Below are 13,677 nucleotides of genomic sequence, written 5' to 3'. Positions count from 1 at the left end.
TGCCCAGGCCGCAGCCGCTGCCCGTGCGGCGGCAAGCTCCTGGTCCTCCTCGGTGCCGGCCGCCGCCAGCAGGTTCTGGTGTTCCTGGTCGAGTGCGGCGAAGCCGACCCGCTGCGCTCGCACCCACCGGTCGAGCGCCTCGCCCTGGAACGCCGTCTCCACCGGCAGGCCCGCCCGGTTGACCCGGCTGTCCGACTTCGGCCACCACTGCCGTGTCACGGCGTAGGAGCGCTGCCGGGTGATCGGCCAGGCCCTGACCGCCCTCGCCGAGGGCGAGCTGGCCGGCGGAGTCCTCCGGGGTCTGGACGGTTGTCGTCGACCTGGTCGCTGCCTGGGTCGTCCAGGAACTCGCCGCCTGGGTCGCCCGGGAACTCGTCGCTGTCCCCGCACTGCCGCAGGAGGTCCGGTCGCGGGCCCTGATGGAGAACGTCCGCGGGTTCATCCGGTACAACTTCCACGATCCCGGTCTGACTCCGGCCGCGGTCGCCGCCGCCCACCGCATCTCCGTCGGCCACCTGCACAGCCTGTTCGCCCGGCATGGCGGCGGCGGGGCCTTCGTCGCCTCGATCCGCCGGCAGTGCCTGCACAGGGCCCACCGCGGCCTCGCCGACCCCGCGTTGCGTGCCCTGCCGGTCCGGGGCCGTCGCCCGCTGTGGTCTGCTGCGCGCCTCGGACTTCGGACGTGCTGTCAAGGCGGCCTACGGTCTCACCCCGGGTGAGCAGCGCCGCGTGGTGCGGAGTGGGTGTGTCGCGGGAGTGACGGGGAGCGTATGGCCGGCGGCGCGGTGGGAAGTTCCCGTCTGGCCGGTCGTTGCCGTCTTCCCCTCCTTGGGCCACGGGCCGGGAGGTGGTTCGGTTCCGTGGGGACGGTGATCGGCTCCCCGGGTCGGGGTTTTCCGGTCGCCGGTTACGTTTCGGGGGTCAGAGCCATCCGCGTTGGGCGGCTTTGATGCCGGTTTCGAAGCGGCTGCTGGCGCCGAGGCGTTCCATGATCGAGGACATGTGGCGGCTGACGGTGCGGGAGGAGATTCCGAGGCGTTGTCCGGCGGCGTCGTCGGTGAGTCCGGAGCCGAGCAGGCGCAGCAGTTCGCGTTCGGTGGCGGTGAGTCCGGTCCGGGGGTCGTCGGGGTGGGTGGCGCCGAGGGGGACGGCGGTGTTCCAGGCCTGTTCGAACAGGTCGAGGAGTGCTGCCAGGATGCCGGGTTCGGTGACGTAGAGGGCGCCTTTGCGGTTGTCCGCGGGGTCGATCGGGACGAGGGCCTCCCGGCGGTCGATGATGACCATGCGCGGGGGGATGGTGGCGGCGGTGCGGACCTCGCCGCCGTGGCTGAGGAGCCAGTGGGCGTAGGTGGTGGCGTGGGGCTGGTTGCGGGTGGAGTCCTGGTAGAGGGTGCGGATGGCGATGCCGCGGGCGAGGGCCTCGGCGTCGGTGGGCCGGCTGGCGGCGAGGTCCTCGGGCCGCTGGTTGCCGGGCTGGCTTCCGAGGGCCTCGGTGGTGGCGCCGTGGCCCATCCGCTCCAGCCGGGCGTGGATGGCGTCCATGCCCATCAGGCGCTCGCCGTGGGTCGCGCGGTGTTCGGCGCGGTCGGCGACCATGCGGGTGACGGCCGCCCGTGAGGCGGCCAGCTGTGCCTGCCGGGCGGCGAGTTCGGCCTCCTGGGCGGCGAGTACGTCGGCCAGGCCGATGTCGGGGCTGACCGCGCGCAGTTCGCCGGGGCGCTCGGCGGAGGCCCGTACGAGGGTGAGGCGGCTCAGCTCGTCGAGGTGCTCGTGCACCTGGACGGCGGTCAGTGCGCAGTGCGCGGCGATCTCGTCCACGCCGTGGGCGGGGTGGTCGAGCATCACGTGGTACACGGCGGTGGCCCCGGTGGTCAGGCCCAGTACTTCCAGCATGTCGCGCCCCCCGGCACTCGTCGGCCGTGCCCCGGTCGGGCGGCCGGGCGTATTCAAACAGAGGCGCGACGGCCCGTTCAAGATCCGAATCGGGGCTTTTGGCGAGACATGGCGGTGTCTGGGAGGAAATAGGCCCGACGCAGAGCGACTGCACGCCGCACGCAAAGCCGAGAAACTTGACGTGCACTAGTCATGATGTCGGGAGTTCGCCAGGCGACTGGGCGCCAGCGGGAAGCCCTTCCGGCGGCACCGCACAGCGACGAGAGTAGTGATCGCCGCCAGACGGGCCCGACAGAAACGGCCCGGGGCGGCAACCGGACGCAGCGTCAACCGCGGGACGCCCCGGCCGGATCGGCACACCCCTCCCGTCCGTCCCAGAAGGGCCCCGTCATGATCCGCACCCGTATCGCCCAGGCCGCCGCGGTCGCCGCGCTCTCGCTCACCGTCCTCCCGGCCGCCCCGGCCGCCTTCGCCGCCGCCGACCCGGCCACCACGACCACGGCCACGCCGGCCTCCACCGACAGCATCGGCTGGGGCGGCGCCCCCGCCGCCATCGCGACCTCCACGTCCACCGACAGCATCGGCTGGGGCGGCACCCCCACGGCCACGCCCGCCTCCACCGACAGCATCGGCTGGGGCGGCTGAATCCCCGGTGGAAATCATCCATGCCAGCCTGCGACGCCGGCCCGGTGGGACGGCGGGAGCGAACGAGGCGGCCGAGGTCGTGGACGCCCTGTGGGCGCACGCCGAGCCCGGTGACGGACTCCAGCACGCCTACGCCGAGCCCGCCGACGACCGGATCGACCTCCTGCTCTACCTGCTCGGCCGCGACCCGTCCGACCGGCCCGACGCCGGTCGCCGCGCGTACAGCCTGATCGCCCGCAGCCACCGCTCCTCGCCGGCGCTCCACCGCGGCTACCTGCCCCCGCAGGCCAAGGACCACACCACTGGCTGACCGCGGCACCCGTCCACCGGCCGCACCCGCCGGGTGAATCCTTCCGTCCTCGCACTGCCACGCCGTACGGCCCCCGCGCCGCCGTCGACCGCTGCTCCTGCAGGGCAGCCGTCCGTCCCGGGCGTGCCCCCGAACCTCCGGCCCGCATCGCGCGGCCGATCGCACCGGACCCGCCTTCCTTCTCACGAAACTGCCGGCCGTCACCCAGTAGCCCGCGACACCTGCCCCAGGGGGCTGCCCGACTCTCGCCGGCCGGGCTGCCCCGGGGCGGCCCGTACCTCGCCGACCTTCACACGCCAGTACCTCATCAGCTCACACCGTTCCGGGGGGAACCACCCATGACCGCTGTCACCCGCAAGAAGTCCGCCCTCGCCCTCGCCGCCACTGCACTGCTCGCCCTCGCCGCCCCGCTTACGCTCGCCGGCCAGGCATCAGCCGCCTCGGTCGCCACCTGGGACAAGGTCGCCCAGTGCGAGAGCGGCGGGAACTGGTCGACCAACACCGGCAACGGCCACTACGGCGGCCTGCAGTTCGACCTGGCCACCTGGCGCGCCTACGGCGGCACCCAGTACGCCGCGTACCCGCACCAGGCGACCAAGCAGCAGCAGATCCTGACCGCGGAGAAGGTCCTGAACGGCCCGCAGGGCGCCGGCGCCTGGAGCTGCGCACCCGGCACCGGCCTCGCCACGGACCACGCCGACCCCTACCCGTCGGCGCCCTCGACGCCCGCGGGATCCACCTCCGGCAGCGGCGGGATGGCGGCCTCGGCGACCGACAACACCGTGCACCTGGAGATCATCGGGTCCGACGGGGCGATGTACAACAACGACGGCAACTACACCACGGGCAGCTGGTCGAGCTGGACCAAGATGGACAACTCCAGCCTGAAGTCCATCAGTTCGGTGTCCGTCGGCAGCATCAGCCACGTCTTCGCGGTCGCCACGGACGGCCGCGTCTACACCCGGGACGCCAACTACAGCACGGGTGCCTGGACCGCCTGGGTCGAGGTTCCGGGCGGGGCGGGCGGTGCGAAGGCGGTGACCGCGAGCGCCACCGGGAACACCGTGCACCTGGAGATCATCGGGTCCGACGGGGCGATGTACAACAACGACGGCAACTACACCACGGGCAGCTGGTCGACCTGGACCAAGATGGACAACTCCAACCTGAAGTCCATCACCAGCACCACCGTCGGCAACGTCAGCCACATCTTCGCCGTCGCCAACGACGGCGCCGTCTACACCCGCGACGCGAACTACGACAACGGCACCTGGACCGACTGGAGCGCCGTCCCCGGCGGGGCGGGCGGGGTCAAGGCGGTGACCGCGAGCGCCACCGGCAGCACCGTGCACCTGGAGATCATCGGGTCCGACGGGGCGATGTACAACAACGACGGCAACTACACCACGGGCAGCTGGTCGAGCTGGACCAAGATGGACAGCTCCAACCTGAAGTCCCTGGCCAGCGTGGCGATCGGCAACGTCAACCACGTCTTCGCCATCGCCAACGACGGCCACGTCTACACCCGCGACGCGAACTACGGCACCGGCTCCTGGAGCAACTGGTCCGAGGTTCCCGGCGGCGCGATCGCCTGACCCAGCGTCAGCTCGCAACCCAGGCAGCACTCCTGCCGGACCCCTCCGCCGGTGCGGGCCTCCCCGCACCTTCCCCGCACCGGGGCGGGACCGCACCCGCCTTCCTCTTCCTTCCACAGACTTCGGAGACACCGCCATGCCCGCTCGCCAGACCCGTCGTACTGTCAGCGCCGCCCTCGCCGTCGCGGCCCTCACCTCCACCGTCCTGCTCGGTGCCACCGGCACCGCCTCCGCCTCGGTCGGATCGACCATCATCGGGATCGCCGCCGCGAACCTCGGCAACTCCGGGTCGGGCCAGAACAGTGCGGGCGGCTACGGGTACTACAACAGCGCCAGCGAGAGCTGGTGCGCGGACTTCGCCAAGTGGGTCTGGGCGCAGGACGGCGTCAACGTCAACGGCCTCACCAGCGGTGCGGCCAGCTTCGCCCAGTACAACGGCGGCCTGACCGGCACCCCGCACGTTGGTGACGCGGTCGTGTTCAACTACAACGGCAGCGACTGGGCCGAGCACGTCGCCCTAGTGGCCAGCATCAACTCCGACGGCACGATCGGCACGATCGGCGGCAACCAGAGCGGGCACGTCACCCGCGGTCTGATCACCGCGAGCGGCTACTACAACAACCAGCGCGTCAGCGGCTACGTCTCGCCGATCGGCGGCCGGGACAACACGCCCGCCCCCAAGAACACCGTGCACCTGGAGATCATCGGGTCCGACGGGGCGATGTACAACAACGACGGCAACTACACCACGGGCAGCTGGTCGAGCTGGGCCAAGATGGACAGCTCCAACCTGAAGTCCCTGGCCAGCGTGGCGATCGGCAACACCAGCCACGTCTTCGCGGTCGCCGCCGACGGCCGCGTCTACACCCGGGACGCCAACTACAGCGCGGGCACCTGGACCGCCTGGTCCGAGGTTCCGGGCGGGGCGGGCGGTGCGAAGGCGGTGACCGCGAGCGCCACCGGGAACACCGTGCACCTGGAGATCATCGGGTCCGACGGGGCGATGTACAACAACGACGGCAACTACTCGGCCGGCAGCTGGTCGACCTGGACCAAGATGGACAACTCCAACCTGAAGTCGGTCAGCGCCGTCGGCATCGGCAACGTCAACCACGTCTTCGCGGTCGCCGCCGACGGCCGCGTCTACACCCGCGACGCGGACTACAGCGCGGGCACCTGGACCGCCTGGTCCGAGGTTCCGGGCGGGGCGGGCGGTGCGAAGGCGGTCACCGCCAACGCGACCGGGAACACCGTGCACCTGGAGATCATCGGGTCCGACGGGGCGATGTACAACAACGACGGCAACTACAGCAACGGCAGCTGGACGGCCTGGACCAAGATGGACAGCGCCAACCTGACCTCCATCACCAGCGCCTCCACCGGCACCACCAGCCACTACTTCGCGGTCGCCGCCGACGGCCACGTCTACACTCGGGACGCCGACTACTACGCCGGCACTTGGAGCAACTGGGCCGAGGTCCCCGGCGGCGCCGGCAGCGCCCAGGGCGTCACCGCCACGATCACCAGCTGAGCAGCCGACCGCCCACGGGCGCCGGCCGGGTCCACGGGACCCGGCCGGCGCTCCTGCGGGCGCCTGGACCGGCTGTCGAGTGGCATCAAAGAGTGCAGTCGACGTGTCTGTGAGCTGGAGAACGAGCCCACGGACCTGGCCAACCGCCACGCCTGGACGTCGATGCGGCCACCGGGGTCGACTGGAGAGCGTACCGGGACCGGTGCTCGGCGCCGCCCGGACAGCGCCGGCGGACGGAGCTGGAGCGGCACGCCGTTCCCCGAGCACACAGGACCGCCCCGCCCTTGACTACCCTGACGCGCCACTGAACCCCCACTGGCAGCCCTGCGGCCACCGCCGCCGCTGGCACCCCACCAGGCCCCCGGCCCCGTTCGCCGCCTCGGGGCCGGCCCGGCGGTCCCCGCCACATCACCCCCCGCCCCTGCGACCACTGCCGATACACGGCACATCGCCTAGCGCTGTGAGCTGCTGTGTTGCCAGTTGTACGCGGCGTGGAACTCGGGTTCTGCCGAGTCTGGTTGACACTTCTGGCCAGGCGTGGGGTTGAGGGGCCACGAGATCCGAGACGAGGACATCGCCCGACTGTCCCCGCTCAAGCACCGCAACCTGAACCCGCTCGGCCGCTACTGCTTCACGGCCTCCACCCCGGGGGTGGGCGACCTGTGCTCGCTGCGCGACCCGGAGGCGCCGGAGCTGGACGAGGACGACGACGCGGCATGATTCCGGAGGAGGTGGGACCTAGTTGGTTCCGGCTGTGAGTTCACTGAACAACCTGTTCGCCGACTCCGAGGCGAACTGGCGCTGGAGTTCGGCGCGGGCGATCTGCTTCTTGAACTCGCCCTCGTGGCCGGTGAATCCGGCGTTGTGCATGATGTCGGTGATCCACGTGGCGAACGCCTGGTAGTTCCAGATGTGCGGCAGGCAGGTCTGCGAGTAGCTGTCGAGGAGGCTGGAGTCGCCCTCGGTGGCATGGCGGATCACCGCACGGGCGAAGACCTCGGTGTCGTGCAGAGCGAGGTGGATGCCCTTGGCGCTCATCGGCGGCACGATGTGCGCGGCGTCGCCCAGGAGGTACAGGCTGCCGTAGCTCATCGGGTCGAACACCACGCTGCGCAGCGCCACGATCTGCTTGGACAGGATCTGCCCGCGCGTGGGCGGCGTGCCGAAGCGGGCCTCCAATTCGCTCCAGATGCGCTCGTCCGGCCACCGCTCGGGGGTGTCGTCGACCGCGCACTGGAGGTAGATGCGGCTGGCTTCGGGGCCGCGGGGGATCATCCCGGCCAGGCCCAGTTCGTGGATCGCCATGCCCGAGGGCCGGGTTTCGGTGGCGGCCAGGACGCTGAGCCAGGAGTAGCCGTACTCGTGGGAGTACTCGGTCAGCGCGGCGGCGGGGATGGACCGGCGGGAGACGCCGTGGAAGCCATCGCAGCCGGCTACGAAGTCGCACTCGATGGCCCGCGCCGCGCCCTTGGCGTCTCGGTAGCGCACCACCGGGCGGCCCTCGGCGAGGTTTTCCGGAGCGACGTCCGCGGCCTCGTAGCGCAGGTCGCCGCCTTGGCGGAGAAAGACGTCGGTGAGGTTGCGCACCAGGACCTGCTGCGGGCAGTACAGGCTCTCGTTGTCGTCCTCGTCCACGTCGATGGGCATCGCGTGGCCGTCGATGTAGAAGCCGCCCTCGCTGTGCGGGATCGGGTCGCCCGCCAGGACTTCCTCCAGGCCCCATGCGCGGAACAGGCGCACCCCGAAGGTGTCGATCGTTCCCGCGCGCTGGCGCTTCTCGACGTAGGCGCGGGGGTGCTTCTCCAGCACGACGCAGTCGACGCCGTTGCGCAGCAGGAGGTTGCCGAGGGTCAGACCGGCGACGCCGGCTCCGATGATGACGACGGCCGTGTCGTCGAGTGTCTCAGTCATGCGTTCAGGCCCTTCATGATCCGTACGGTGGTCGGTACGCGCCGAACGCGTACATCGCGGCGCCGGCCATCACGGCTGACACGCGCTCACTGCCCACTGTGGAAGGCCCGGCAGGTCGCGGACCACTGGTAAGTGGACGCTTGATGCCGGAAAGCCGCCAAGATGGCGGGAAGTGCGATGACCATGCGCACGACCAGGGCAACAGGGCGAACAGCCCGGGCGGAGGCTAGCGCGCGTGGATGCGCAGGCCGGCCTGGTAGCGGCCGGGGGTCTGGCCGACGACCTCGGTGAAGGCGTCGATGAAGGTGGACGGATTGGACCAGCCGCACGCGACTGCGGTCTGCGTCACCGTCATCCCGTCGGTCAGGTGCGCCAGAGCGTGGTGGATGCGCAGGGTGGTCCGCCAGCGGTGGAAGCTCATGCTCAGCTCGGCGTGGAACAGACGGCTGAGCGTGCGCTCGCTGGCCCCCACCGCCCGGCCCAGCTCGGCCAGGGTGGAAGGCCGGGCGGGGTCCGCGCGCAGCAGGGCGGTGGCGGCGCGCAGCCGGTCGTCGCTCGGTTCGGGAAGGTGCAGGGAGGTCTCGGCGGCGTCGGCCAACTCGTCCACGATCACGGCGAGCAGGCGCCGGTGGGCGCCGGGGCGCCGTTCCGGCTCGTCGGTGAGCGCCAGAAGGGCCTCGCGCAGCAGCGGGCTCACCGCGAAGACGCTGGGGTGATCGATGAGCCCGGCGCACAGGTCGAGCGGGACGGACGCCAGCCGTACGTCGGTCTGCCCGTAGAAGCGGTGCGAGTGCGTGAAGCGCGGAGGCGTCCAGGTGATTCGGTCCGCCGGGGCGACCCACGTGCCGCGCTCCGTCGCCGTGACCAAGGTGCCGGCGGCGGCGTAGACCAGCTGACCGTGGACGTGGCTGTGCGGATCGAGCTGAAAGCCGTGCGGCAGCCAAGCACCGCCCTGCAGGATCTCATCGTCTGTCTCATCGTCTGTCTCGGCGGGTGTCGATGAAGGTTGGCGAGTTTTCAGCATCAGGCGTCAGTTTACCGGTGGTGTCACACGAAGTGCCCCGCCGAGGGTGGTCGCATGACCACGATGAACCTCAAGTCCCTTCCCCGAGGGAGGTAGCGGTGGCCTCCCGGATCCAGCGCCCGCGCAGGCGACGGATGCTGTGCGGCGGGCTACAGCGGTGGCGGGCCCGCTGCGAGTGGCGGGCCCGCCACGGCGGGTCAGGTGCGGGTGCGGATGGTGTGTCCGCGGCGGTCGCTCAGTTTGTGGCGGGTCTCGGCCGTCATGGGGCGGGCCGGGCCTGGATGAGGTGGTGTTCGACGGGTTCGCCGAAGTTGTGTCCCAGGTCTTTGCCGTCGTCGCGTCCGCGGGTGTGGACGCGCACCCGGTAGGGGCCCGGTCCGTGGTGGGGGAGGGGTGGCAGGGCGAGGAAGGGGTCCGTGGGGTCGGCGGTCGGCGACGACACCGCCACCGCGCACCCGGCCGAGGTCCACGACGCCGGCGAGGCCGTGAAGGCCGAGGCCGACGCCGAGATCGAGGCCAGCTCCTTGCGCGCCAGCTGGCGGGTCCTGCGCGCGCTCGCCGCCCACGACGCCCGGGTGGTCGGCCGGATCACCGAGCTGCCTGGGCCAGTGCGGGTTCGTCCTGGCGGGCGTGGGCGGAGATGTGTCGCCAGAGTGTGCGGTCGGCGGCGCGGGAGAGGCCGGAGGCGGGGTCGCCGATGAGCACGTGGGCGGCGGCGAGGAGTTCGGCCTCGGCGGTGGTGAAGGCCTCCTGCGGGTGTGGCGGTGCGGAGCCGTCCTCGGCCGGGCGCCCGCGGATCTCCACCGCCCGTGTGGGGAACGGTCCGTGGCGCTGGTAGCTCGGGTGCGCGGCGTCCAATCTGTGGCCGGCATTCTGGATGCCGGCTCGGTCCGACGGATCAGTGCTCGTCTTCCGGGGTCCAGCGCACTCCGGTCCCGTAGGCGACGAATCTCGGGAAACCATCACTGTCCCAGGAGGTCAGCGCCGCACCGAGGACCGCGTCGCAGCGGTGGTCCGCCGCCAGCTGACGCAGGTTCGCCCAGGCCTTCCGCGGATCACCTTCGCGCTCCCCTGTGAGCACCTCCACCTGCTTGAACGGTCTGGGACCGATCGGCAGCGTGGAGACGTACACATGGGCGGCATGCGCGTCGACCTTGGCGGCCTTCTCAGCAGCGCGCTGTTTCGCCTTCTCGAACATCGGCCTTCCCCCTTGACCCGTCGTGAGCCGTCATCCGGCTCGTCCATCGCTGGCCTATGCCATAGCGGATGACGCCCGCTCTCCCTGTGCGGTTGCGCCGGGCACGTGGTGCCACCCGGGGAAGGGCCGCTGGGTGTGGCGGTTTGGGGAGCGGGGCGGAAATGCGTTCGACCTGGTGTTCGGGCGGCGGGCATGATCGGTCGGTGGATCTGCCTTCCCTGCTGGCCGCGGCCGAGCGCGGCGACGACACCACGGTGTTCGAGTTCCTGGAGGATGTCTTCCTCGACGACGTGGCGTACGACGAGCTCATCGGGGACGACGGTGTCACCCTGTTGGCGGCGGCCGCGTACGCCGGGCGCCACGAAGTCGTCGACCGCCTGGTAGGGCTGGGCGTCGACCCGGCTCGCCCCTGGGCCGGCGGCGTCGACCCGGTCACCTGGGCCGCCCAGAACGGCGCCTACTGGGTCCTGAATGCGTTGCTGTCCCCCGATCGCGACCCGCTGCGCGCCGACAGCCCGCACCGCCGGGCGCTGCGGTCGGCGCGGGCGGCCCTGGAGGCCGGTGTCGGCGCCGGGTCCGTGCCACTTCCGGCCCATCGGGCGATCATCACCGGCATGGAGGCGAAGCTCGGCATCCATCGTGCACCGGAGGAACTGATGGCCCGTGCCCTGGTCCACGCCGACCCCGAGCACGACGACTGGTTCGCGTCGCTGTCCCGGATCGCCGAGCCGGAGAGCCAGGAAAGGTTCGACTGGGCCCGCAAGGTCGCCGAGGGTGCGGGGGAGGCCGGCTTGCTCGACCGTAGGCGCTTCGCGCTCGACGTGATCAACTTCCTCGGCTTCGGCCTCAATCCCAACAACGGTGACGAGCCGCCGTTCACCCGGGAGGCCGCCGAGTTCCTCCGGCCCCGGCTGGACACCGAGCGGGACCCGTACGCCCTGCGCACCGTCATCACGGCGTTCACCGGCTACTGCTCCGGCGAGGAGCTCCCGGCCGTCCTGGCTCACGCCGACCGCGGGCGATGGCCGACGACACCGCCCGCCACCAGGTCAACCATGCCCAGGTCGAGCGGGGCCGGCAGGCCCGCGCGCACTTCGAGGAGAGCGGCCCGCTGGCGCCGGCGGTCCGCGGCCTCGACCGGACGGTGGAGTTCCTGGACCTGGTCGCCGCCTGCCACGCGTTCGTTGCCGCCGCCGGCCGGGTCGTTCCGAGCCTGCGCGACCGCGAGCTCGGCGATGACGAGCGCGTGATCGTCCACGAGAACGTGGCCCGGGTGCGGGCGACGCTCGACTGGATCGAGACCGCGGTCGACACCGGGAAGGTCGACATGGATGGCGAGCTGGCCCGCCTGCTCCAGGGTGAGTAGGCGATGCCCCGCGCCTCCGAGCGCAGGTCGGCGGCTGCCGAACGGCACGCCGACACCGTGCGCAAGGTCCTGTTCGAGGCCCGCCCCGCCGGGCTGGCCTTCGACCAGCTCACCCGGGCCTCGGCGCTTAGCAAGAGCCAGGTCAGAGCAGGGCTGGCCTGCCTGCGCGACATCATCGCCGAACGGAACTGGCCGCCGCTGATCTGGCAGGGCGGACGGCTACAAGTTCTGCTCCGACCCCGTCGAGCTCCAGGCGTACGAGGTCGCGGTGATCCGCGAGGAGCTCACCGAGATCCGCCGGTTCATCACCGGCGTCGTCGCCCCGCACGCCGAACTGCAGCCCAAGGGCCGCTGGATCAAGCACCCGAACACCCAGCTCAGCTCGGTGGAGTCCACGCTCGACGTGATCGCCGACTACAGCGACGCCTGACCCTCACCGATCCCCCGGGCCCGCCAACTACCCGAAGGGGGGAGTTCGTGACGCGTCGACGCTGCTACCCCTCGGACACTTTCGACGGCGAGTGGGCACTCATCGAGCCGCTGCTACCGATACCGGCCTGCGAGACGAAGGCCGGCGGGCGCCCGGAGAAGCACCCGCGCCGGGAGATCGTGGACGCGATCCGCTACGTCGTGGACACCGGCTGCAAGTGGCGCGCGCTCCCGAAGGACTTCCCGCCCTGGCGCACCGTGTTCGGCTTCATAGCGCGCTGGGCGGCGGCCGGGGTGACCGGCCAGATCCGCGACCAGCTCAGCGCCCGGGTCCGCCGTGACGTGGGCCGGGCTCCGGGCGCGGTCGCCACCGTCATCGACTCGCAGTCGGTGAAGGCCGCCGAGACGGTCGGCCACGACTCGCGCGGCTACGACGCGGCGAAGAAGATCAACGGCCGGAAGCGGCACCTGGTCGTGGACACGAAGGGCCTGCCGCTGTTCGTCATGGTCACCCCCGCCGACATGACCGACCGCGACGCGGCGAAGGGGGGCCTGTTCCGGCTCAGGTTGATGCACCCGGAGATCACGATCGTCTGGGCCGATTCCGCCTACGCCGGACAGCTCGTCGGCTGGGCGAGGAAGTACCTGAACCTCACGGTCAAGACGGTCAGCCGCCCCAAGGACGCCAAGGGCTTCGTCGTCCTGCCCCGCCGCTGGGTGGTCGAACGGTCCCAGGCCTGGGTGATGCACGCGCGCCGGCACGCCCGGGACTACGAACGCCTCGTCCAGCACTCCGAGTCGCTGATCACCTGGGCCGCGGTCACCCTGATGACCAGGCGCATCACCCAGCGGCAGTCCAAGCGGTCGGGACAGTCGGCCTCCAGCGAAGCCCAGCGGGACTGATCCATCTCACGGTCACCGCCGTGGCCCTGGCTCGGTCCCGGCTGTGGCGCCGTCCGGTGGCCACTCTGCCACGGCCGCCGACCACCCGTCGGCCTTCTCGGCGGGTTCAGGCCGGGCGCGCGGAGGCGTGGCCTCCGATGGTGACGTGCGGGTGGGCGGGGCTGAGGTAGTGGACGGCGCTCTGGGCCGAGTGCTCGGTGAGCAGGTCCTGCAACTCGCCGGCTGCGGTCTTGAGGAGGTGTTCGTCGCGGGTGGCGTGGAGGGTTTCGAGGACGAAGACGACGTTGGTGGCGTCTTCGGTGACGCGGGTGCGGTGGGCGTCGCGGTGGTTCCAGTGGCGGGTGAGGACGTCGGTGGTGTCGGTGTAGATGATCTCCCCGGTCTTGGGGGTTTCCACCGTGTCGGGTTCGCCGAGCGGGGTGAAGGCTTCGTCGCCGTCGGCGTAGCGGATCTCGATGTCGCCGGTGACGTGGGCGAGATCGAAGGCGCCGGCGGGCAGGCCGTGGCGGACGGAGACGGTGTTGTAGGAGTCGACGGCGGGGTTGATCCGGGGCAGGGATCCCTTCTTCGCCAGGCGGCGGCCGAGGGCGTCGACGCTGGGGCGGATGCGGCGGGGGTTGGTGCCGAAGGAGCGGTAGGCGGTGTGCCAGGCCTGGATGCGGGGGTCGTTCTCGTCGGCGGGGGCCCAGGTGCCGGCGGCGAGCTGCTGTTCCAGGTCCTCCTGGGCGGCGGTGGTGGCGGGCCATGGTTCTCGGCCTCGCAGGCCGGTGGCGGTGACGACGGCGATGAGGGCGTCGGGGAAGGCTTCGGCGACGGCGGGGCTGAGGCGGAGGGCGGTCATCGTGAGGGGGTCCGTTTCGGGAGGGCGGGCC

General features: G+C 71.4%; 13 protein-coding genes and 3 pseudogenes. 9 read left to right on the top strand and 7 right to left on the bottom strand.

Annotation, left to right across the window (positions count from 1 at the left end):
* Positions 1–921 precede the first annotated feature (921 nt).
* Positions 922–1,893 carry a LuxR C-terminal-related transcriptional regulator gene (locus ACIP4P_RS23225; RefSeq protein WP_400921223.1) on the bottom strand — a complete coding sequence of 324 codons (972 nt, stop codon included), beginning with the start codon at positions 1,891–1,893 and terminating at the stop codon, positions 922–924.
* Between the two features lie 390 nt (positions 1,894–2,283).
* Here ACIP4P_RS23225 and ACIP4P_RS23220 point away from each other — a divergent pair, with 390 nt between their 5' ends.
* The 5 genes from ACIP4P_RS23220 (at position 2,284) to ACIP4P_RS23200 (ending at position 6,694) form a co-directional block, all read left to right on the top strand.
* Positions 2,284–2,538 carry a hypothetical protein gene (locus ACIP4P_RS23220; RefSeq protein WP_400921221.1) on the top strand — a complete coding sequence of 85 codons (255 nt, stop codon included), beginning with the start codon at positions 2,284–2,286 and terminating at the stop codon, positions 2,536–2,538.
* 7 nt (positions 2,539–2,545) lie between these two features.
* Positions 2,546–2,848 carry a hypothetical protein gene (locus ACIP4P_RS23215; protein WP_400921219.1) on the top strand — a complete coding sequence of 101 codons (303 nt, stop codon included), beginning with the start codon at positions 2,546–2,548 and terminating at the stop codon, positions 2,846–2,848.
* Between the two features lie 338 nt (positions 2,849–3,186).
* Positions 3,187–4,443, top strand: a complete 1,257-nt coding sequence (locus tag ACIP4P_RS23210) for a transglycosylase family protein (RefSeq protein WP_400921217.1) — start codon at positions 3,187–3,189, stop codon at positions 4,441–4,443.
* A gap of 136 nt (positions 4,444–4,579) precedes the next feature.
* The gene (locus ACIP4P_RS23205) at positions 4,580–5,974 is read left to right on the top strand and encodes a CHAP domain-containing protein (protein WP_400921216.1); all 1,395 of its coding nucleotides are present in this window, start codon (positions 4,580–4,582) and stop codon (positions 5,972–5,974) included.
* Positions 5,975–6,511: 537 nt separating this feature from the next.
* Positions 6,512–6,694, top strand: coding sequence for a hypothetical protein (locus ACIP4P_RS23200; protein WP_400921563.1), 183 nt, complete (start codon positions 6,512–6,514; stop codon positions 6,692–6,694).
* An 18-nt stretch (positions 6,695–6,712) separates the two neighbouring features.
* Here ACIP4P_RS23200 and ACIP4P_RS23195 read toward each other — a convergent pair whose 3' ends face one another.
* From ACIP4P_RS23195 to ACIP4P_RS23175, 5 genes are all read right to left on the bottom strand, one after another.
* Positions 6,713–7,885 (bottom strand): 4-hydroxybenzoate 3-monooxygenase, encoded by a 1,173-nt coding sequence (locus ACIP4P_RS23195; protein ID WP_400921214.1) that lies wholly within the window; start codon positions 7,883–7,885, stop codon positions 6,713–6,715.
* Between the two features lie 226 nt (positions 7,886–8,111).
* The gene (locus tag ACIP4P_RS23190; RefSeq protein ID WP_400921212.1) at positions 8,112–8,909 is read right to left on the bottom strand and encodes a helix-turn-helix domain-containing protein; all 798 of its coding nucleotides are present in this window, start codon (positions 8,907–8,909) and stop codon (positions 8,112–8,114) included.
* A gap of 259 nt (positions 8,910–9,168) precedes the next feature.
* Positions 9,169–9,501, bottom strand: a complete 333-nt coding sequence (locus tag ACIP4P_RS23185) for a hypothetical protein (protein ID WP_400921209.1) — start codon at positions 9,499–9,501, stop codon at positions 9,169–9,171.
* A complete protein-coding gene (locus tag ACIP4P_RS23180) occupies positions 9,498–9,767 on the bottom strand; it encodes a hypothetical protein (RefSeq protein WP_400921207.1) in 270 nt (89 codons plus the stop codon). Before ACIP4P_RS23180 ends, ACIP4P_RS23185 begins: the two co-directional genes overlap by 4 nt.
* 40 nt (positions 9,768–9,807) lie before the next feature.
* The gene (locus ACIP4P_RS23175; protein ID WP_400921205.1) at positions 9,808–10,107 is read right to left on the bottom strand and encodes a hypothetical protein; all 300 of its coding nucleotides are present in this window, start codon (positions 10,105–10,107) and stop codon (positions 9,808–9,810) included.
* A 68-nt stretch (positions 10,108–10,175) separates the two neighbouring features.
* Here ACIP4P_RS23175 and ACIP4P_RS23170 point away from each other — a divergent pair.
* From ACIP4P_RS23170 to ACIP4P_RS23155, 4 genes and pseudogenes are all read left to right on the top strand, one after another.
* Positions 10,176–10,595 (top strand): annotated as a pseudogene (locus ACIP4P_RS23170) (ankyrin repeat domain-containing protein); the annotation flags it as partial.
* A gap of 530 nt (positions 10,596–11,125) precedes the next feature.
* Positions 11,126–11,473 (top strand): annotated as a pseudogene (locus tag ACIP4P_RS23165) (DUF6192 family protein); the annotation flags it as partial.
* 3 nt (positions 11,474–11,476) lie between these two features.
* Positions 11,477–11,903, top strand: a pseudogene (locus ACIP4P_RS23160) (RacP protein).
* 47 nt (positions 11,904–11,950) lie between these two features.
* A complete protein-coding gene (locus ACIP4P_RS23155; protein WP_400921203.1) occupies positions 11,951–12,805 on the top strand; it encodes an IS5 family transposase in 855 nt (284 codons plus the stop codon).
* Positions 12,806–12,911: 106 nt separating this feature from the next.
* Here the strand turns inward: ACIP4P_RS23155 and ACIP4P_RS23150 are convergent, their stop codons facing one another.
* A complete protein-coding gene (locus tag ACIP4P_RS23150) occupies positions 12,912–13,646 on the bottom strand; it encodes a B3/4 domain-containing protein (RefSeq protein WP_400921201.1) in 735 nt (244 codons plus the stop codon).
* Positions 13,647–13,677: the final 31 nt, after the last annotated feature.

Origin of the sequence: Kitasatospora sp. NPDC089509 (assembly GCF_044749365.1) — a bacterium.
Taxonomy (GTDB): domain Bacteria; phylum Actinomycetota; class Actinomycetes; order Streptomycetales; family Streptomycetaceae; genus Kitasatospora.
This window is presented reverse-complemented; position numbering and strand designations above follow the sequence as displayed.